Raw genomic sequence first — 17,220 nt, 5'->3', positions numbered from 1 at the left:
CGTCAGGCACCCCCCGTCGCGCTGCTGTTGTAGACGACGCGCTGGTGTTCCGGCGTTCCGTAGATCATGAGGAAGTGGACCGAGTCGACGCCGCGGAACGTGTAGGGCGCGCGCTCGGCGGCGACGGTGGCGTTCTGTCCGGCCCCGTTCGAGCCGGAGAGCAGCAGCAGGCTCTGGGCCTGTGCGGGATTGCGATACGTGACCTGGTACTCCGAGAGGCCGGCGGCTTCGGCCGCGCCCGCGATGGCCGCTTCGAGGCCGCCAATTTCGTCGGCGTAGCCGGTCTGGACAGCGCGGCCGCCGGTGTAGGCCGACGCCTCGGCGACGGTCTGGCGGGAGACCGTCAGCCGGTCGCCGCGCTCGGTCATGACCGCGCCGACGAACGAGCGCTTCATCGACTCGAGGCTGGCGAAGTACTGGTCGCGCGTCATGCCGCGGTGGGCCTTGTCCGGCCCGGTCGTCGCGGAAGAACTCAGTCCGTCACCGGGGACGGTGCCGATGACGCCCACGTGACCGACGAGGCTCGCCGGCGTCACGTAGATGCGGTCGCTCGGGACCGCCGTGTAGTACGCGCCCGAGGCGGCGTACTGGCCGACGCTCGTGTACACCGGCTTCTCGGCCGCGAGGCGCTTGACCGCGAGGTACATCGACTCGCTTGCGGCGGCGCTCCCGCCGGGGCTCGACACCCGCAGGACGACCGCCTCGACCGATTCGTTGCTCCGGAGATCGCGGAGTTCCTGGACGGTGCTCTGTGCGCTCGAACTCGTTATCGTCTCGTCGACGTTCACGACCGCGACGTACTGCTCGTCGGTCGCAGCGACCGACGCCGCGTACGGAACGACCGCGGCGGCGACGAGGAGGGCGACGACCGCGAGGACCGTGTACGAACGGAGGGCAGTCGCGACCCGTCTGTCGATTGGGTTGTTCATGGGACCACATTCGTCCGCTGCAACGACTGGCTAATAAAAGGGCGGCCTGAACTGCCGAGCCAGCAGTCGGCGTCGCCCGACGCGGAGATGGGAAGGTTCGTTAGTATCGACCTGTAACCGTCGGCTATGGACAAGCGCAAGCCCCCAGCCACCGAAGAGGGCTGGTACGCGCTGCACGACTGCCGGAGCATCGACTGGGACGCCTGGCGGGAGGCTCCCCAGCGGGTCCGCGACCGCGCGCTCTCCGAGGGCATCGACTTCCTCGAAGCCTACGAGGCCGTCGAGGACGCCGACGAGGGCCAGACGGCGGTGTACACGGTCATGGGGCACAAGGCCGACATCATGATCCTCCACCTGCGACCGACGATGGGCGACCTCGACGCCGCCGAGCGCCACTTCGAGCAGACCGAGTTCGCCGCCTTCACCGAGCGGGAGTACTCCTATCTCTCGGTGACCGAGGCCTCCGGCTACACGGAGAAGTCCCGGGAATACTTCGAGGGCGAGGTCGACGACGACTCCGGCCTCGCGCAGTACATCCAGGCCCGCCTCCATCCCGACCTGCCCGACGACGAGTTCGTCTGCTTCTACCCGATGAGCAAGCGCCGCCAGCCGGAGCAGAACTGGTACGACACGGCCTTCGAGGAGCGGGCGGCCCACATCAAGCGCCACGGCGACATCGGCCGGGGCTACGGCGGCGACGTGAACCAGATGATCGCCGGCTCCATTGGCTTCGACGACTGGGAGTGGGGCATCACGCTCTGGTCCGACGACATGCGGAACATCAAGGAACTGCTGACGGAGATGCGCTTCGACCCGTCCTCGTCGAAGTACGCCGAGTTCGGCCCGTTCTACGTCGGTCGGAAGTTCGCGCCCGCTGACCTGCCGGCCGTCCTGGCCGGCCAGCGCGTCCCCACTGACTCGGGACCGACCGCGGCCGAACCGGATGCCGGTGCCGCGACGGCCAGCGCCGCGGAGCACGACGGCGGTCAGGGCGCGTCGGCGCACGGACACGCCGGTGGCGATGCAGAGGGCCACGGCAACGCCCACCCCGGAAGCGCCGGGCAGGGCGATCACCCGCACGCCGAGGACGCGCCCGACGAGGACGCCGACCACCCGAGCGGGTCTGGCGGTTCGAGCGGCGGGCGACCGGACGTCTCGGCCGACTTCGAAGAGGTCGACGACGCCGTCCAGCGCGTCGGCCGGCTCGGCATGGTCGAGGGCGAGGACTACGACGCCGGCGACTACGCGCTCGTCTTCCGGTCCTCGGCGGACGCGGAGGACATCGTCGACGACGTGTCGGACCTCGCCGAGAGCTTCGACCACTACGACCGTCACGTGACCACGACGGTCCGCGCCGACAGCGGCCAGACCCACGTCGTCAGCGTCTGGACGGCGAAGGACGCCGCCGAGACCGCCGCCGGGTTCCTGACCGACATCGACGGCATCGAGGAGACGGTCGGCGGTCCGCTCGGCGCGAGCGACGGCGGCGACAGCGAGGACCGCGGCCACGGGCCAGCCGAGTCCTCGCAGTCCATCCGCGACCAGCTCGAAGCCGAGGGCGTCTACGCCGGCAAACCCCACGGCGAGGACGTGTACGCGCTCGTCGTCTACTCGGAGGCCGACGCCGAGACGCTCGACGGCGAGGTCGCGGACCTCCGGAGCGCCTTCGACCGCTACGACACGCACGTCCGGACGACGGTGTACGGCGGCGACGACCTCGCTGCCGTCGCCTCCCTGTGGGAGACCGAAGACGCCGCCGAGACCGCGAGCGGCTACCTGACCGACCTTCCCGGCGTCGTCGGCCGCGCCGGCGAGGGCGACGGCTTCGGCACGATGGGGATGTTCTACACCGTCAAGCCCGAGCATCGCGAGGACTTCGTCGAGAAGTTCGCGACGGTGGGCGATCTGCTCGAAGAGATGGACGGTCACCGCGAGACCTCGCTGCTCGCGAACACCGACGACGAGAACGACATGTTCATCGCGAGTCAGTGGGACTCGAAGGACGACGCAATGGCGTTCTTCCGCTCTGACGCCTTCTCGGACACGGTGAGCTGGGGCCGCGACGTGCTCGCCGACCGGCCGCGACACGTCTTCCTGGCCTGAGCGGGCCGTCCGTTACGAGCCGTAGCGATCCGTCGCGGCGCCGACTCGACCGTACAGAGCGGTGCCCGGCATTATCACGCATGATATATAAGGCCAAGCCTATATCTCGGTCCAGAGGATCGATTCGCCTATGTTGTCGGGCGTCGGTGTCGTTTTGCTCGCGCTTCACGTCATCGCGATCGTCGGCAGTTTCGGCTTCGCGTGGTACTCGTGGCGGCGGGCCGACCACCCCGTCTCAGATCGATTCGCGTGGTTGATGGTCCTCGACGGGACCTGGGCACTGTTGGCCCTATTGGAACTGGTGGGTCCGACAGATGGCCTCTCGGTTTTCTGGATGACTCCCGTAGCGCTCGTTGCCCCGCTCGCCGCGGTGTTCTGGTTCCGGTTCGTCGTGGAGTACACCGGCGACAGCGAGTGGATTCCCGACGTCGTCGAGCGAGTAGCGGTGGCCCACGCGCCGATCTACGCCGGCCTCTACGCCCTCAATCCGTGGGACATCGCTTACACCGCCCGCGACGTGGCCGGCTTCGCCGGGTTGCGCCTTCCATACGCGACGTTCGGACCGCTGGTCTTCGCCGAGTTGCTCGTCCTCTATGGCATTCTGGGCGTGAGCTTCGCGCTCCTGAGCCGGTTTTTCATCCACACGCGGAACCTCTACCGCAAGCAGACTGGCGTCATCTTCGGCGTGACGGCGCTGATCGTCGTCGCGAACGTGGCGTACTTCGCCGGGCTCTCGCCGCATCCCCGACTCGATCTCACGCCGGTGTTCTTCGCCTCACAGGCCGTCGGCGTCGGCGTGGCGCTGTACCGGTACGACTTCCTCGACGTGACGCCGCTGGCGGCCAACGCGCTCCTCGAAGACATGGCAGACCCCGTGTTCGTCGTCGACTCGGGCGGCCGCGTGGTCGACTACAACGGCGCGGCCAGCGAGTTCGTCGGGCAGACCCGACAGCCGACGCTCGAAGACGTTGCGATCCCGGACCTCGCCGCGGCCATCGAAAACGGCACGCGGTCGGGAGCGTTCGAAGGGGCGGAGGTCACGACCGCGCTCCGTGCCGGGGGTCGCTACGTTCCCGTGACCTACGACGTCCGGGCGACCCCGGTAACCGACCGCTACGGGGTCGTCCGCGGGACGGTGGTCGTCCTCAGAGACGTGACCGAACGGCGGGCACGAAAGCAGGCGCTGGAGAACCAGAACAGGCAACTCGAAGCCTTCACGGGCATCGTCAGCCACGACCTCCGCAACCCGCTGCAGGTCGTCGGCGGGAAGGTCGAACTGGCCAGACAGACGGGGAACCTGGACTACCTCGACGACGCCAGCGAGTCCGTCGCGCGGATGGAGCAGATGCTCGACGACCTGCTCCGACTCGCCCGCGAGGGCCAGACCATCGACGAGAAGACGGAGGTCGACCTGGCGACGTGCTGTCGCGACGCCTGGGCCGCCGTCAGGACCAACGGTGCGAGGCTCGCAGTCGAGACCGAGATCACGGTGCTGGCGGACCCCGACCGATTGCGGCAGGTCTTCGAGAACCTCTTTCGGAACGCGGTGGAGCACGGCGCACCGGACAGGGCACAGATGCCCATCGACGAAGACAGCGACCGGACGTTGACAGTCACCGTCGGCGAAACCGCGGACGGCTTCTTCGTCGCCGACGACGGCCCGGGTGTCCCGCCGGCGAAGCGCGAATCGGTCTTCGACCTCGGCGTCACGACCGCGGAGGAGGGGAGCGGCTTCGGTCTCGCCATCGTCGAGCGCATCGTGCAAGCGCACGGATGGGACATCGCGCTGACGACCGGGGAAGACGGCGGCGCGCGCTTCGAAGTGACGACACCCCACCCGGAACCCACCGGGGCCTAACCACGACAGCACGCGCCGTCACCTGTGCTATCCAGACGCCAAGCACGCTGCTCACGGGTCGGTCGCGGAAAAACGAGACGGCGCTCAGTCCTCGGTCGACGTCCGGTCGATCTCTTTCTCGCCGAAGTAGATGTCGGCCCCGTCCTGGGCGACCTTCTCGGCGAGGACAGCGCACTTGACGCGCATCGGCGAGATGTCGACGCCGAGCATCTCCGTCACGTCATCGCGGTCCATCGCGTCCAGTTCCTCGACGGTCATTCCGGCGAGTTTCTCCGAGAGCATCGAGGCCGAGGCCTGCGAGATCGCACAGCCGTCGCCCCGGAACGCCACGCGCTCGATCGTCTCTTCGTCGTCGTCGAGGACGACGTCCATCCGAATCTCGTCGCCGCACATCGGGTTCTCGCCCACGTGCGTGAACGTCGGCTCCTCGATCTCCCCGTAGTTGCGCGGGTTCTTGTAGTGATCGAGGATCTGCTGCCGGTACATGTCTGAGCCACCGATACCCATTGTTGTCCCGAGGTACGACTGTCGGCCGGAAAAGGCTTCCTCTCCACCGCGTCTTGCGTCCGTGACCACGGTGACCGCGCTGTGACGCGCATTCCGTCGATCGACCCGTAGAGTTAGCTCACAGCGCCCACAGTGGCCGATACGTCGGTTCCGATCCGTGCGTCTGTGACGCCGGTCGCCCGGCCGAACGAAATCCCACTACCGATTGTCCCGAGAAAGCTTGATAAACGAGAAAGAATGATTTTGCTGTTGCCAACAATCGCTTTCAGAATTAGATAATTTTAACAGGGGAAAGGAACAAATGCCTCGTGATGAACCGAACCAATCAAGACTGGTGGCCGGACCAGTTGAACCTCGAGATACTCGATCAGAACACGCAGGACATCAGTCCGTACGACGACGACTACGATTACGCCGAGGAGTTCGAGAAGCTCGACTTCGAGGCGGTGAAGGAGGACCTCAGAGAGGTCATGACCTCTTCGCAGGACTGGTGGCCGGCCGACTACGGCCACTACGGCCCGCTGTTCATCCGGATGGCGTGGCACAGCGCCGGGACGTACCGAACAATCGACGGCCGCGGGGGTGCCGCCGGCGGCCGACAGCGCTTCCCGCCGCTCAACAGCTGGCCCGACAACGTCAACCTCGACCGGGCCCGCCGACTCCTCGAACCGATCAAGCAGAAGTACGGTCGACAGCTCTCGTGGGCGGACCTGATCGTCCTCGCCGGCAACGTCGCGCTGGAGTCCATGGGCTTCGAGACGTTCGGCTTCGCCGGCGGCCGCGAAGACGACTTCAAGGGCGACGACGCCGTCGACTGGGGCCCCGAAGACGAGTGGGAGACGATGTCCCCCGAGCGCTTCGACGAGGATGGCGACCTCAAAGAGCCGCTGGGCAACACCGTGATGGGACTCATCTACGTCAACCCAGAGGGTCCAAACGGTGAACCCGACGTCGAGGGGTCGGCGAAGAACATCCGGCAGGCGTTCAGCCGGATGGCGATGGACGACGCGGAGACGGTCGCCCTCATCGCCGGCGGGCACACCTTCGGGAAGGTCCACGGGGCCGACTCCGGCGACAACCTCGGTCCCGAGCCCGAGGCCGCGCCGATCGAACAGCAGGGCCTCGGCTGGGACAACGAGTACGGTGAGGGCAAGGGCCCCGACACGATCACCAGCGGCATCGAGGGACCGTGGACCCAGGCGCCGACCCAGTGGGACATGGGCTACGTCGACAACCTGCTGGAGCACGATTGGACGTCGGTCAAAGGTCCCGGCGGTGCGTGGCAGTGGGAGCCGGTCGGCGACGAACTGGAAAACACCGTTCCCGACGTCGAGGGCGCACCGGACTCGGTCACGCCGATGATGCTGACGACGGACATCGCCCTCAAGCACGACCCGGACTTCCGGGCGGTCCTCGAACGCTTCCAGGAGGACCCCGCCGAGTTCCAGGAAACCTTCGCGCGAGCGTGGTACAAGCTGATCCACCGTGACATGGGCCCGCCCGAGCGGTTCCTCGGTCCCGAGGTCCCCGACGAAGTGATGCTCTGGCAGGACCCGATCCCGGACGCGGACTACGACCTGATCGGGGACGAGGAGGTCGCCGAGCTCAAAGCGGAGATCCTCGACTCGGACCTGACCGTCCCGCAGCTGGTCAAGACCGCCTGGGCGGCGGCGTCGACCTACCGCGACAGCGACAAGCGCGGCGGCGCCAACGGCGGCCGCATCCGCCTCGAACCCCAGAAGAGCTGGGAGGTCAACGAGCCCGCGGAACTCGAGACGGTGCTCGAGACCCTCGAAGGGATTCAGGCCGACTTCAACGACTCCCGGACCGACGAGACGAAAGTCTCGCTGGCCGACCTCGTCGTGCTCGGTGGTAACGCGGCAGTCGAGACGGCTGCGGCGGACGCCGGCTACGACGTCGAGGTCCCGTTCGAGCCCGGCCGGACCGACGCCACGCAGGAGCAGACCGACGTGGAGTCCTTCGAGGCGCTCAAGCCGGACGCCGACGGGTTCCGCAACTACATCGGCGGCGACCACGACGCCACCGCCGAGGAACTGCTCGTGGACAAGGCCGACCTGCTGGACCTCTCGGTGGCCGAGATGACGGTCCTGGTCGGCGGCATGCGGGCGCTGGACGCGAACTTCCAGGGCTCCGACCTCGGCGTCTTCACCGACCAGCCGGGGACGCTGACCAACGACTTCTTCGAGACCCTGCTCGACATGGGCTACCGGTGGGAGAAGTCCGATGAGTCCGAGGACGTCTTCGAACTGCGCGACCGCGAGACCGGCGAGGTCGAGTGGAGAGGCTCCCGCGTCGACCTCGTCTTCGGCTCGAAGGCCCGACTCCGCTCCGTCGCCGAGGTCTACGCCGCCGACGACGGCGAGGAGAAGTTCGTTCAGGACTTCGTCGACACCTGGCACAAGGTGATGACGCTCGACCGCTTCGACCTCGAATAAGCCCCGAACGCACCGTTTTTCTCCGCTTTTCTCGTCGGCCGGTCTGCGGCCAGCATTGCGTGAAGGTCTGAGCGAAAATCGGCTCGCTTGCGGCACGCCTGGTTATGCAAACAGCTGCCGTGCCGGGCGAGACGATGTCTCGCTGGCACTGCACTCACTGCGTTCGTGCAGTACGCCGTCGATAGCCTCGATCAGCTTGTCGAGCTCCTCTCGTGTATCGAGAGGCCACGTTTTCACGGAACGGCCGCACTCAGTCAGTCACAGACCGTCCGATTACGCGAACAACTGCCGTGCGTCGTCGATAGCCTCGACCAGCTTGTCGACTTCCTCGCGCGTGTTGTAGATGTAGAAAGAGGCGCGCGCGGAGGCCGGGACGCCGAGCTTGTCGTGGAGCGGCTGGGTGCAGTGGTCGCCGGCGCGGATGGCGACGGCGGAGTCGTTGAGGATCGAGGAGAGGTCGTGGGCGTGAACCGAATCGAGGTTGAACGAGACGAGGCCGCCGCGTTCGACGCCGGCCGGCGGCCCGAGGGCCGTCACGTCGCCCTCGGCGTCGAGGCGCTCTAAGGCGTACTGGGCGAGTTCGTTCTCGTGGCGGCGGATGTTCTCCAGCCCGATGTCGTCGAGGTAGTCACAGGCCTCGGCGAGCGCGATGCCCTGGCAGATGACCGGCGTGCCGGCCTCGAACTTCCAGGGGAGGTCGTGCCAGGTCGAGTCCTCGAACGTGACCTTCTCGATCATCATCCCGCCGTAGAGGTACGGCTCCATCTCCTCTAAGAGGTGTTTCTTGCCGTAGAGGACGCCGATGCCGGTCGGCCCGGCCATCTTGTGGCCCGAAAAGGCCATGAAGTCGGCGTCGATGGCCTCCACGTCGACGGGGCGGTTCGGGACCGACTGCGCGCCGTCGACGAAGATGTAGGCGTCGTGGTCGTGGGCGATGTCGGCCAGTTCCGCGACGGGGTTGACGGTCCCGAGCGTGTTCGAGACGTGGACGACGCTGAGCATCGCCGTGTCGTCGGAGATGAGTTCCCGGGCGTGGTCCATGTCGAGCGTGCCGTCCTCGTCGACGCGGATGTACCGGCAGGTCGCGCCGGTCCGTTTTGCGATCTGTTGCCACGTGACGAGCGAGGCGTGGTGTTCCATCTCCGTGAGGACCACCTCGTCCTCGGGGCCGAGTTCGTTCAGACCCCAGGCGTAGGCGACGAGGTTCTCGCTCTCGGTGGCGTTCTTCGTGAAGATCACTTCCTCGCGCTCGCCGGAGGCCCCGATGAACTCCGCGACGCGGTCGTGGGCGTCCTCGTAGGCGATACTGGCCTCCTGGCTGAGCTGGTGGAGGCCGCGGTGGACGTTAGCGTTGGTCGTCCGGTAGTAGTCGGCGATGGTCTCGACGACCGGCTCGGGCGTCTGCGTGGTGGCCGCGTTGTCGAGGTACACCACCTGCTCGCCGTCGAACTCCCGCTTGAGGATGGGGAAGTCCTCGCGGATTCGCTCGACGTCGAGCGCTTCGGATTCGGAGTGTCCCATTACCGGAATACAGGAACTCGACGGGCAACATTCCTTCGGTTCGCCTAGACTTGCCGCTGCGACGGACCGGGAGGGCGCTCACTCGGATGCCCGCTCTGCGGCCCGCGCGTGCTGTTCACGGTAGGTCTCCAGTCGATAGTTGTCCCAGACGAGGTCGGCGAGGACGTGCGCGTACAGGACGAGAGCGGTGAACAGCGCCAGTGGTTCGGAGCCGAGCCAGAGGCCACCGACTGCGAGGCCGCCGATGACGTGGTGGCTCAGGAGGCGCTGGAGCGGCCAGAGGTCGAACGGGTCGAAGATCTCGTCCTGGCCGCTGACGACGAGGCGCGGGTTCCGGAGACAGCGCCGGAGGGCGGCCCAGTCGCCGGTCTCCAGTCGCGCCACGAGGAAGTGGTCGACGTCGATGGCGACCCCGACCACGACCGCGTAGCCGAGCGCCGCCCACCAGGGAACGGGAACCGAGAGGCCGACGACGCCGCCGGCCCCGACGACGGCGGAGACGATGGCGTGGTCTCTGGAGTACATACGGGCCGTTCCGAGCGGCCGGACAAAAGAGGTGTCGCGGCGGGTGTGACTACAGCCAGAGCAACTGCGCGTGGCGCGTCTCGCCCACGTCGAGGACGTTCTCCTCGTCGACGAAGCCGTGTTCGACGGCGACGCCCACCGCGTCGTCGCCGACGATGTTGGCGACGGAACAGCGCGCGAGGCTGTCGATGATCTCGTCCTCCGAGGCGGTCTCGCCGCCGTAGAACTCCTCGTCGACGGTCAGCGAGACGGGGCCGTCCTCGAACGTCTCGCCCATGATGTCCGGGTCGCAGACGGAGACGAGCAACCCCTCGTCGGTGTCGCGTTCGTTGAGTATCATTCAAGCAGCTGCTGTTCGGCCTGCTCGCGCATCTCGTCGACTTCCTCGGCCAGTTCCTCGGCGCGGTCGTACTCGCCCTGTTCCTCGAGCGCGCGGGCCTTCTCCTCCAGCACGTCGGCGTTGCGAAAGCCGAGTCGGATGGCGTTGTCGAACGCTTCGAGCGCGTCCTCGGACAGGCCGCGTTCGAGCAGGAAGAAGCCGCGGTTGTACCAGGCTTCGGCGAACCGCGGGTCGATCTCGACGGCGCGCTCGGCGTGTTCGAGCGCCTGCTCGGAGCGCCCGGACTCCCAGAGCGCGTACGCGAGGTTCGTCTCGGCGGTCGCGGCGTGGTCGCTGTTCGCAGTTGCACCGCTCACGTCTTCCGAGGCGCGTTGCGCCTCGCTCTCATCGCCGAAGTCGAGCGCTTCCCGGTACGCGCCGATGGCGGCGTCCCACTCTTCGAGTTCGGCGTGGGCCGCGCCCTTGTTCGTCCAGGCCTCCTGTTCGAGGCGGTCGTCCTCGGTGTACTGGGCGACGCGCTCGAACGTCTCGGCGGCCTGTTCGTGGCGGTTGATGTGCATGTACTCCAGTCCCACGTCGAGCAGTTGCTCGGGGTCGACGGCGTCGGAGGGGATGTTCCGCCGGTCCAGCATGTCGGTGACGACGCGCGAGTCGACGGGGTCGACCTTGTCCGGGTCAACCTCGAACTCCGGGGGTTCGAGGTCGAACCCCTCGTAGGGGTCGTCGAACCCCTGGCCCTCGGAGAACGCGTGGTCGTCGGGGTCGTGCTCTGTCATACACCTGATTTGGCGACCGATCCGGTTAAGGGCTACGTACCCGGCTCGCGCCGTCGGAACCCCGTGCGTCGGTGGTTTCTTGCGCCCGCCGGCGGAACGTCGAGACGTGAGCAAGCGCCTGTTCGTCAGCGTCGACCTCGACGGACTGAGCGACGCCGTCGCCGCCGTACAGGAGCGCTTCGAGGGCGTGTCGGGCCTCCGCCTGACCGACCCGGACCAGGCCCACGTCACGCTGAAGTTCCTCGGCGACACGGACCCGGAGCGCGTCGACGAAGTGGTCGAGGCACTCGAAATCGCCGTCGCCGACAGCGGTGTCGAACCGTTCGATGCGAGGGTCGGCGGCCTGGGCGTGTTCCCGTCGCTCGACTACATCAGCGTCGTCTGGGTCGGCGTCCGAGACGGCGCGGGCGACGCAGAACTGACCGCGCTCCACGAGGCGGTCGAAGAACACGCGGTCGACCTGGGGTTCGACCCGGAAGACCACGACTTCACGCCCCACGCGACCATCGCTCGGATGGACCACGCCGGCGGAAAAGAGACGGTCCAGCGCGTCGTCGAGACCGACGACCCGGACGTGGGCCTCATGACGGTAGACGAGATTCGCCTGAAAGAGAGCGTCCTCGGGAGCGACGGCCCGACGTATCGGACGCTGGCGTCGGTGTCGCTGTGAGCTGGGTCCGAGGTGTGCGGTGTCGGAACCGCCCCACGGCAGTCCGTTTCAGCGACCGAGACCGATTCGGGGTGACGCGCCCGGGAGGTGTCGCGTGACCGCCCAGCGGTTCGCCGCCTCGTCGACCGGCGCGAGATCGACCCGGACGGAGTTCCCGGGTTCGCGAGCCTGTAACTTTTCCGCCAGGATCGGGTCGGCGTAGTCCACCACGTCGTATCGGTTCCCGCTGTTCATCGCTCGAAGTGAGAACTCCACATCCTCGTCACTATTCGCCTCGATGACGTAGGAATTTGCGTTATTTGGCCGAGCTGCTTTTGACATACACCATAGTTGAGAGAATATCTGGATAAGTGTTGTCCACTAGTGCATATTGACCGACGATATTGTATAAGGGATATTACGTCGTTCCCGGGGACCGTTTAGGCCCACCGAAAACAATCAACTTCGTGATAATTCTTAACCGCCCGAGCGGCGTAGCACCGGCATGGTCGCCTTCGAGAACGTCGCGTTCGTGTTCGTCGCCGGGTTGCTGACGGCGCTGGCCACCGGATTGGGTGCTGTGCCGTTCTTCCTCGTCGAGGAGTTCTCCGACCGGTGGAACGTCCTCCTGTGGGGGCTGGCGTCCGGCATCATGGTTGCGGCGTCGCTGTTCGGCCTCGTCCGCGAGGGGCTTGCCTACGGCTCGCCGGTTCTGCTCGTGCCCGGAATCCTCGCCGGCGTGGGCCTCGTCGTGGTCGCCCACCGTGCGCTGGAGGGCTTCGAACACTCGCCACAGGAGTTCGAGCAGGCCGACTTCAAGAAGCTCCTGCTGATACTGGGCATCCTGACGGTCCACAGCTTCCCCGAGGGGGTGGCGGTCGGCGTCTCGTTCGCCGAACTGGGACTGGAGTCGACCGAACCGGGGAGCATGATGGCCGTCGCCGGTCTCTCCGTGCCGTTGCTCGCGGTGTTCATGACCGTCGCCATCTCCATCCACAACATCCCGGAGGGGACCGCCATCGCGATTCCGCTCCGCTCGCTCGGCGTCAGCGAGTGGAAGATGGTGTGGTGGGCGGTGTTCTCCTCGCTGCCCCAGCCGCTCGGAGCCGTCATCGCCTACTACTTCGTCACGCTGGCGAAGGCCTTCCTCCCCTTCGGGTTCGGCTTCGCCGCCGGCGCGATGGTGTACCTCGTCCTCACGGAGTTCGTTCCCGAAGCACTGGAGTACGGGGCCGGCCTGCCCGGCGGCGGCAAGCGCGAACTGACGACGGGCATCGCGGTCGGCGTGCTCGCGATGATCCCGCTCGCGTTCGTCTAGATCGGGAGGCGCTTCTCGATGACGGTCAGGTCGACGAACGCTGTCAGCGGGTCGTCGAACTCCTCGACGCGCGTCTCCATGCGGTAGTTCGAGTGGTCGACGGCGAAGAAGTACGGCCCGGGCTCCTCCAGCGGTTCGCGCGCCCCGCCGTTGGCGGTCGACGCCTCGTAGATGTCGGACCCCGCTGGCTGGATCGCAGTCTGGCTGAACTCCGGGTTCCCCGGCGGGGTCTCGTCGGGCTCCCGGCCCTTGATGTAGGCGTCGTAGCGCTCGAACGCGGTCCGGTCGGTGAAGAAGTACACGCTGAACGGCACGTCCGCCTTGACGATGTATTGGATCTCCCCGCCGGGATCGGACACGTCGGGGATCTCCTCTTTCATCCAGGCGCTCTGCGGATCGACGGTTACGTCCTGCTTGACGCTCACGACGACTTGACCGCCGCCCCCCAGACAGCCCGAGCCCGCGGCTGTGACCCCTGCTCCGACCGTGCGGAGGAACGTCCGGCGATTCATCTACCGAAAATCAGGGAAATGACTGCACTTAGTTCTACGTCCGCAGTTATGGCCGCTGATAACGGGGACGGCACGGGTGCAAAAAGGAAGGAATTTAAGCCGCGGCGCGGAAGAGGCAGCACACCATGAGTAAGAAGTCGAAGGCCAAGAAGAAGCGACTGGCCAAACTGGAGAACCAGAACAGTCGCGTCCCGGCCTGGGTCATGCTCAAGACCGACCGCGACGTGCAGCGAAACCACAAGCGACGCCACTGGCGGCGCAACGACACTGACGAATAATGAGCGCCAGTGACTTCGAGGAGCGCGTCGTGACCGTCCCGCTCCGCGACGCACGGGCAGAACCGAACCACAAGCGCGCCGACAAGGCGATGGTCCTCATCCGCGAGCACCTCGCCAAGCACTTCTCGGTCGACGAGAGCGCCGTCCGTCTGGACCCCTCGATCAACGAGGCGGCCTGGGCCCGCGGCCGCGCCAAGACACCGAGCAAGATTCGCGTCCGCGCCGCCCGCTTCGAAGAAGAGGGCGAAGCCGTCGTCGAAGCAGAAACCGCCGAGTAACGTTGCTCCGCGCGGCATTCTCCGGGTCGTCGTACGTGGGCGTGTTCGCCCGTGCGACCGACGACTGTGTGCTGGTTCGCCCCGACTTAGACGAATCGCTCGTCGAGGACCTGAGCGAGGAACTGGACGTGCCGGTCGTGCCGACGACGGTCGGTCAGTCCGGCACGGTCGGCGCGCTGGCCGTCGGCAACGCGAACGGGCTCGTCGTCACCGAGCGCGTCCGCGAGACGGAAATCGAGCGGATCCAGGAGGTCGTCGACCTCCCGGTGACGCGACTGCCCGGCCGGATCAACGCCGCCGGCAACGTCGTCTGCTGTAACGACCACGGCGCGTACGTCCACCCCGACCTCTCACAAGAGGCCGTGCAGGCGGTCCGCGACGGCCTCGACGTGCCCGTCGAACGCGGCGTCATCGCCGGCGTCAACACCGTCGGGACCGCTGCCGTCGCCACCAACAACGGCGTGCTCTGTCACCCGAAGGCGACCGACGGCGAACTCGACGCGCTCGAAGACGTCCTCGACGTGCCCGCCGACATCGGGACGATCAACTACGGCGGCCCGCTCGTCGGTTCCGGGCTGGTCGCCAACGACTACGGCTACGTCTGTGGCTCCGAGACGTCCGGCCCCGAACTGGGCCGCATCGACGCGGCGCTCGGGTACATCGACTGACGGCCCGGCCCGAGTGGCCGACCACTGTTCTATCCGTAGCCGTCTCGTCAGGACGGGTGCTGGTGGCTGAGTTGCTCCGCGACGACGCCCGGAACGGGGAGCCCGCAGTCCCCACAGGTCCACGACCGACTCGTGGCGCTCGGGTCCAGCGTCAGGTCCTGCCTGTATCGCAGTGTCGCACCGCACTGACACTGATAGGTCGTCCGACTCATAGCGCCGGCTAGGGACCGCCGGCACATAGTCCATGACAATTCGTGTCAAGATATAATATGTCACCGGGCTAATTGACACACATGGTTCAACGAACCCCAGCCGTCGACGACCCGACTCGACTCGTCTGCCGGAAGTGCGACTACTCGACCGACGTGCTCCGGCCGTCCTGTCCCGAGTGCGGCGGCGACATGGTGTACGCACCAGACACATCGGAGTAGTCTCGTTCGAGGCTGCTCCGGCCGCGCTGTTGTGCGACCGCACACGGGCGGAAGGGGAAGATACTTCCCTGCCCTGCCCGCACCTGCGTGTATGAGCACGTTCACTGTTCGCGGTAGTTTCCCGGCCCGAGACGGCCCGCAGGAGTTCGAGAAGGAGGTCGAAGCGCCCAACGAAAACGTCGCGACGGAGCGCGTCTACGCCGACTTCGGCTCCCAGCACAACCTCAAGCGCACCCAGATCACCATCGACGAGGTGGCAGCATGATGGGCGGCGGTGGCGGTGGCGGCGGTCAGATGCAGCAGGTCGCACAGGAGATCGAGCAGATGGAGCAGGAGATCGACGCCATCGACGAGGAGATCGAGCGCCTGCGCGAGAAGAAGTCCGACATCGACGAGGCCATCGAGGCCATCAAGGTCCTCGAATCCGGTTCGACGGTGCAGGTCCCGGTCGGCGGCGACGCGTACATCCGTGCGACCATCGACGACATCGACGAGGTCGTCGTCTCGCTGGGCGGCGGCTACTCCGCCGAGCGTGAGCAGGACGGAGCCATCGACACGCTGGGCACGAAACAGGAGACCCTCGACGACCACATCGGCGAGCTGCAGGAAGAGAAGGCCGAAGTCGAGACCGAGATGGAGGAACTCGAACAGCAGGCCCAGCAGATGCAACAGCAGCAGATGCAGCAGATGATGCAGCAGCAACAAGAGCAGGACGACGAGTAAGGCCGCATGTTCGACGGACTGAAGGACAAACTTAGCGGGTTCACGAGCGACGTCGAGGACGACGTCGACGAGGAGGCGTTGGATGCCGAGGCGGAAGCTGAGGCCGAAGCGGAACCCGAAGCCGAGACCGAGGGGGAACCCCAGGTCGAAGCGGACGCAGAATCCGAAACGGAATCCGAAGTCGGCGCCGAAATCGAGGAGACGGTCGAGGCCGACACAGCACCCGACGTCGAGGCGGAACCCGACGCAGAGTCGATGCCGGACAGCCCCGCGGACGGCGAGACCGACGCGGCACCCCCGGAGAGCGCCTCCGACGAATCGGCGTCCGAGCCAGCGGCCGACGAGTCCGACGACGGTCGCGGGCTCGCCGCCAAGGCGAAGCTCATGGCCACCGGGAAGACGGTCATCGACGAGGACGACCTCCAGACGCACCTCGACGACCTCGAACTGGCGCTGCTGTCGAGCGACGTTGAGATGAGCGTCGCCAACGAGATTCTGGAGGGCGTCAAGGAGAACCTCACCGGCCAGACCCGCCGTCGCCTCTCCAGTACGGGCAACCTCGTCCGCGACGCCCTGCGCGAGTCGCTGTACGAGGTCATCAGCGTCGGGCAGTTCGACTTCGACGAGCGCGTGCGGGCGGCCGACAAGCCCGTGACCATCGTCTTCACCGGCGTCAACGGCGTCGGGAAGACGACGACCATCGCGAAGCTCGCGCAGTACTTCGAGGACCGCGGGCTCTCGACGGTGCTCGCAAACGGCGACACCTACCGCGCCGGCGCGAACGAGCAACTGGAGAAACACGCCCAGAACCTCGACAAGAAGATCATCACCCACGAGCAGGGCTCGGACCCGACGGCGGTCATCTACGACGCCGTCGAGTACGCCAAGGCCAACGACATCGACGTGGTGCTCGGCGATACGGCCGGCCGACTCCACACCTCCGACGATCTGATGGCCCAACTGGAGAAGATCGACCGCAACATCGACCCGGACATGACGCTGTTCGTGGACGAGGCGGTCGCCGGTCAGGACGCTGTCAACCGGGCGCGCGAGTTCGACGACGCCGCCGAGGTCGACGGTGCGATCCTGACGAAGGCCGACGCCGATCCGCAGGGCGGCGCGGCCATCTCCGTCGCGCACGTCACCGGCAAGCCGATTCTCTTCCTCGGCACCGGCCAGGGCTACGACGACCTGGAACAGTTCGACCCCGAGGAGATCGTCGACAGCCTGATCGGCGAGTGAGCCACCGACCTCGCGGCAATTATTTCTGGTAGAGGCGGTCGACGTTCGACGCCCGCGCGGCCCGCGTTCGTGGAACCGCGTGACACCTCAGCGGTCCGACGAGTGT

21 protein-coding genes are annotated in these 17,220 nt (G+C 66.7%); 12 read left to right on the top strand and 9 right to left on the bottom strand.

Annotation, left to right across the window (positions count from 1 at the left end; genetic code table 11):
- Positions 1-2 precede the first annotated feature (2 nt).
- Positions 3-929 carry a S49 family peptidase gene (locus ACOZ4I_RS01790; protein ID WP_424002427.1) on the bottom strand — a complete coding sequence of 309 codons (927 nt, stop codon included), beginning with the start codon at positions 927-929 and terminating at the stop codon, positions 3-5.
- 126 nt (positions 930-1,055) lie between these two features.
- Between ACOZ4I_RS01790 and ACOZ4I_RS01785 the strand changes: the two genes are divergently transcribed.
- Both ACOZ4I_RS01785 and ACOZ4I_RS01780 read left to right on the top strand, forming a co-directional pair.
- On the top strand, positions 1,056-3,032 hold the full coding sequence (locus tag ACOZ4I_RS01785) for a heme-binding protein (RefSeq protein ID WP_424002425.1): 1,977 nt from the start codon (positions 1,056-1,058) through the stop codon (positions 3,030-3,032).
- A gap of 130 nt (positions 3,033-3,162) precedes the next feature.
- Positions 3,163-4,890 carry a histidine kinase N-terminal 7TM domain-containing protein gene (locus ACOZ4I_RS01780; protein ID WP_424002423.1) on the top strand — a complete coding sequence of 576 codons (1,728 nt, stop codon included), beginning with the start codon at positions 3,163-3,165 and terminating at the stop codon, positions 4,888-4,890.
- Positions 4,891-4,974: 84 nt separating this feature from the next.
- Here the strand turns inward: ACOZ4I_RS01780 and sufU are convergent, their stop codons facing one another.
- The gene (gene sufU, locus ACOZ4I_RS01775) at positions 4,975-5,397 is read right to left on the bottom strand and encodes a Fe-S cluster assembly sulfur transfer protein SufU (RefSeq protein WP_424002421.1); all 423 of its coding nucleotides are present in this window, start codon (positions 5,395-5,397) and stop codon (positions 4,975-4,977) included.
- 311 nt (positions 5,398-5,708) lie between these two features.
- Here sufU and katG point away from each other — a divergent pair, with 311 nt between their 5' ends.
- Positions 5,709-7,853, top strand: coding sequence for a catalase/peroxidase HPI (katG, locus tag ACOZ4I_RS01770; RefSeq protein ID WP_424002419.1), 2,145 nt, complete (start codon positions 5,709-5,711; stop codon positions 7,851-7,853).
- A 273-nt stretch (positions 7,854-8,126) separates the two neighbouring features.
- Here the strand turns inward: katG and ACOZ4I_RS01765 are convergent, their stop codons facing one another.
- The 4 genes from ACOZ4I_RS01765 to ACOZ4I_RS01750 all read right to left on the bottom strand — a co-directional run bounded on the left by ACOZ4I_RS01765 (position 8,127) and on the right by ACOZ4I_RS01750 (position 11,015).
- Complete coding sequence (locus tag ACOZ4I_RS01765) at positions 8,127-9,374, bottom strand: aminotransferase class V-fold PLP-dependent enzyme (RefSeq protein ID WP_424002417.1); 1,248 nt, start codon at positions 9,372-9,374, stop codon at positions 8,127-8,129.
- Positions 9,375-9,452: 78 nt separating this feature from the next.
- Positions 9,453-9,899, bottom strand: a complete 447-nt coding sequence (locus tag ACOZ4I_RS01760) for a hypothetical protein (protein WP_424002415.1) — start codon at positions 9,897-9,899, stop codon at positions 9,453-9,455.
- A 49-nt stretch (positions 9,900-9,948) separates the two neighbouring features.
- On the bottom strand, positions 9,949-10,239 hold the full coding sequence (locus ACOZ4I_RS01755; protein ID WP_424002413.1) for a DUF424 domain-containing protein: 291 nt from the start codon (positions 10,237-10,239) through the stop codon (positions 9,949-9,951).
- A complete protein-coding gene (locus ACOZ4I_RS01750; protein ID WP_424002411.1) occupies positions 10,236-11,015 on the bottom strand; it encodes a tetratricopeptide repeat protein in 780 nt (259 codons plus the stop codon). The genes ACOZ4I_RS01755 and ACOZ4I_RS01750 overlap by 4 nt, the downstream gene beginning before the upstream one ends.
- 106 nt (positions 11,016-11,121) lie before the next feature.
- On the opposite strand from ACOZ4I_RS01750, the gene thpR reads away from it, so the two are divergent.
- Positions 11,122-11,685 carry an RNA 2',3'-cyclic phosphodiesterase gene (gene thpR, locus ACOZ4I_RS01745; RefSeq protein WP_424002409.1) on the top strand — a complete coding sequence of 188 codons (564 nt, stop codon included), beginning with the start codon at positions 11,122-11,124 and terminating at the stop codon, positions 11,683-11,685.
- Between the two features lie 48 nt (positions 11,686-11,733).
- Here thpR and ACOZ4I_RS01740 read toward each other — a convergent pair whose 3' ends face one another.
- Positions 11,734-12,006, bottom strand: a complete 273-nt coding sequence (locus tag ACOZ4I_RS01740; RefSeq protein WP_424002407.1) for a hypothetical protein — start codon at positions 12,004-12,006, stop codon at positions 11,734-11,736.
- Between the two features lie 163 nt (positions 12,007-12,169).
- On the opposite strand from ACOZ4I_RS01740, the gene ACOZ4I_RS01735 reads away from it, so the two are divergent.
- Positions 12,170-12,982, top strand: coding sequence for a ZIP family metal transporter (locus ACOZ4I_RS01735; protein WP_424002405.1), 813 nt, complete (start codon positions 12,170-12,172; stop codon positions 12,980-12,982).
- Here the strand turns inward: ACOZ4I_RS01735 and ACOZ4I_RS01730 are convergent.
- Positions 12,979-13,431 carry a hypothetical protein gene (locus ACOZ4I_RS01730; protein ID WP_424004771.1) on the bottom strand — a complete coding sequence of 151 codons (453 nt, stop codon included), beginning with the start codon at positions 13,429-13,431 and terminating at the stop codon, positions 12,979-12,981. The genes ACOZ4I_RS01735 and ACOZ4I_RS01730 overlap by 4 nt on opposite strands.
- A 188-nt stretch (positions 13,432-13,619) precedes the next feature.
- Here ACOZ4I_RS01730 and ACOZ4I_RS01725 point away from each other — a divergent pair, with 188 nt between their 5' ends.
- From ACOZ4I_RS01725 to ACOZ4I_RS01715, 3 genes are read left to right on the top strand one after another with little or no spacing between them, the layout of a single operon-like run.
- A complete protein-coding gene (locus ACOZ4I_RS01725) occupies positions 13,620-13,772 on the top strand; it encodes a 50S ribosomal protein L39e (RefSeq protein ID WP_162412409.1) in 153 nt (50 codons plus the stop codon).
- The gene (locus ACOZ4I_RS01720; RefSeq protein WP_162412410.1) at positions 13,772-14,050 is read left to right on the top strand and encodes a 50S ribosomal protein L31e; all 279 of its coding nucleotides are present in this window, start codon (positions 13,772-13,774) and stop codon (positions 14,048-14,050) included. Before ACOZ4I_RS01725 ends, ACOZ4I_RS01720 begins: the two co-directional genes overlap by 1 nt.
- Positions 14,051-14,052: 2 nt before the next feature.
- Entirely contained in the window at positions 14,053-14,718 is a 666-nt protein-coding gene (locus ACOZ4I_RS01715; RefSeq protein WP_424002402.1) for a translation initiation factor IF-6, read from the top strand.
- Between the two features lie 47 nt (positions 14,719-14,765).
- Here ACOZ4I_RS01715 and ACOZ4I_RS01710 read toward each other — a convergent pair whose 3' ends face one another.
- On the bottom strand, positions 14,766-14,930 hold the full coding sequence (locus tag ACOZ4I_RS01710; RefSeq protein ID WP_424002400.1) for a hypothetical protein: 165 nt from the start codon (positions 14,928-14,930) through the stop codon (positions 14,766-14,768).
- A gap of 81 nt (positions 14,931-15,011) precedes the next feature.
- Here ACOZ4I_RS01710 and ACOZ4I_RS01705 point away from each other — a divergent pair, with 81 nt between their 5' ends.
- From ACOZ4I_RS01705 to ftsY, 4 genes are all read left to right on the top strand, one after another.
- Complete coding sequence (locus tag ACOZ4I_RS01705; RefSeq protein WP_424002398.1) at positions 15,012-15,149, top strand: hypothetical protein; 138 nt, start codon at positions 15,012-15,014, stop codon at positions 15,147-15,149.
- A gap of 91 nt (positions 15,150-15,240) precedes the next feature.
- Complete coding sequence (gene rpl18a / locus ACOZ4I_RS01700; RefSeq protein ID WP_424002396.1) at positions 15,241-15,414, top strand: 50S ribosomal protein L18Ae; 174 nt, start codon at positions 15,241-15,243, stop codon at positions 15,412-15,414.
- A complete protein-coding gene (pfdA, locus tag ACOZ4I_RS01695) occupies positions 15,411-15,872 on the top strand; it encodes a prefoldin subunit alpha (protein ID WP_424002394.1) in 462 nt (153 codons plus the stop codon). The genes rpl18a and pfdA overlap by 4 nt, the downstream gene beginning before the upstream one ends.
- Positions 15,873-15,878: 6 nt before the next feature.
- Positions 15,879-17,114: a signal recognition particle-docking protein FtsY gene (gene ftsY / locus ACOZ4I_RS01690; RefSeq protein WP_424002392.1), complete on the top strand. Its 1,236-nt coding sequence runs from the start codon at positions 15,879-15,881 to the stop codon at positions 17,112-17,114.
- Positions 17,115-17,220 lie beyond the last annotated feature (106 nt).

Source organism: Haloarcula salina (assembly GCF_049603855.1).
Lineage (GTDB): Archaea > Halobacteriota > Halobacteria > Halobacteriales > Haloarculaceae > Haloarcula > Haloarcula salina_A.
This window is presented reverse-complemented; position numbering and strand designations above follow the sequence as displayed.

Coding starts and splice junctions, on each gene's coding strand:
- ACOZ4I_RS01735 (WP_424002405.1), top strand. CDS start 12,170: ATGGTCGCCTTCGAGAACGTCGCGTTCGTGTTCGTCGCCGGGTTGCTG.
- ACOZ4I_RS01780 (WP_424002423.1), top strand. CDS start 3,163: ATGTTGTCGGGCGTCGGTGTCGTTTTGCTCGCGCTTCACGTCATCGCG.
- ftsY (WP_424002392.1), top strand. CDS start 15,879: ATGTTCGACGGACTGAAGGACAAACTTAGCGGGTTCACGAGCGACGTC.
- ACOZ4I_RS01755 (WP_424002413.1), bottom strand. CDS start 10,239: ATGATACTCAACGAACGCGACACCGACGAGGGGTTGCTCGTCTCCGTC.
- ACOZ4I_RS01740 (WP_424002407.1), bottom strand. CDS start 12,006: ATGTCAAAAGCAGCTCGGCCAAATAACGCAAATTCCTACGTCATCGAG.
- ACOZ4I_RS01725 (WP_162412409.1), top strand. CDS start 13,620: ATGAGTAAGAAGTCGAAGGCCAAGAAGAAGCGACTGGCCAAACTGGAG.
- ACOZ4I_RS01720 (WP_162412410.1), top strand. CDS start 13,772: ATGAGCGCCAGTGACTTCGAGGAGCGCGTCGTGACCGTCCCGCTCCGC.
- rpl18a (WP_424002396.1), top strand. CDS start 15,241: ATGAGCACGTTCACTGTTCGCGGTAGTTTCCCGGCCCGAGACGGCCCG.
- pfdA (WP_424002394.1), top strand. CDS start 15,411: ATGATGGGCGGCGGTGGCGGTGGCGGCGGTCAGATGCAGCAGGTCGCA.
- ACOZ4I_RS01710 (WP_424002400.1), bottom strand. CDS start 14,930: ATGAGTCGGACGACCTATCAGTGTCAGTGCGGTGCGACACTGCGATAC.
- ACOZ4I_RS01765 (WP_424002417.1), bottom strand. CDS start 9,374: ATGGGACACTCCGAATCCGAAGCGCTCGACGTCGAGCGAATCCGCGAG.
- ACOZ4I_RS01785 (WP_424002425.1), top strand. CDS start 1,056: ATGGACAAGCGCAAGCCCCCAGCCACCGAAGAGGGCTGGTACGCGCTG.
- katG (WP_424002419.1), top strand. CDS start 5,709: ATGAACCGAACCAATCAAGACTGGTGGCCGGACCAGTTGAACCTCGAG.
- ACOZ4I_RS01760 (WP_424002415.1), bottom strand. CDS start 9,899: ATGTACTCCAGAGACCACGCCATCGTCTCCGCCGTCGTCGGGGCCGGC.
- sufU (WP_424002421.1), bottom strand. CDS start 5,397: ATGGGTATCGGTGGCTCAGACATGTACCGGCAGCAGATCCTCGATCAC.
- ACOZ4I_RS01750 (WP_424002411.1), bottom strand. CDS start 11,015: ATGACAGAGCACGACCCCGACGACCACGCGTTCTCCGAGGGCCAGGGG.
- ACOZ4I_RS01790 (WP_424002427.1), bottom strand. CDS start 929: ATGAACAACCCAATCGACAGACGGGTCGCGACTGCCCTCCGTTCGTAC.
- ACOZ4I_RS01705 (WP_424002398.1), top strand. CDS start 15,012: ATGGTTCAACGAACCCCAGCCGTCGACGACCCGACTCGACTCGTCTGC.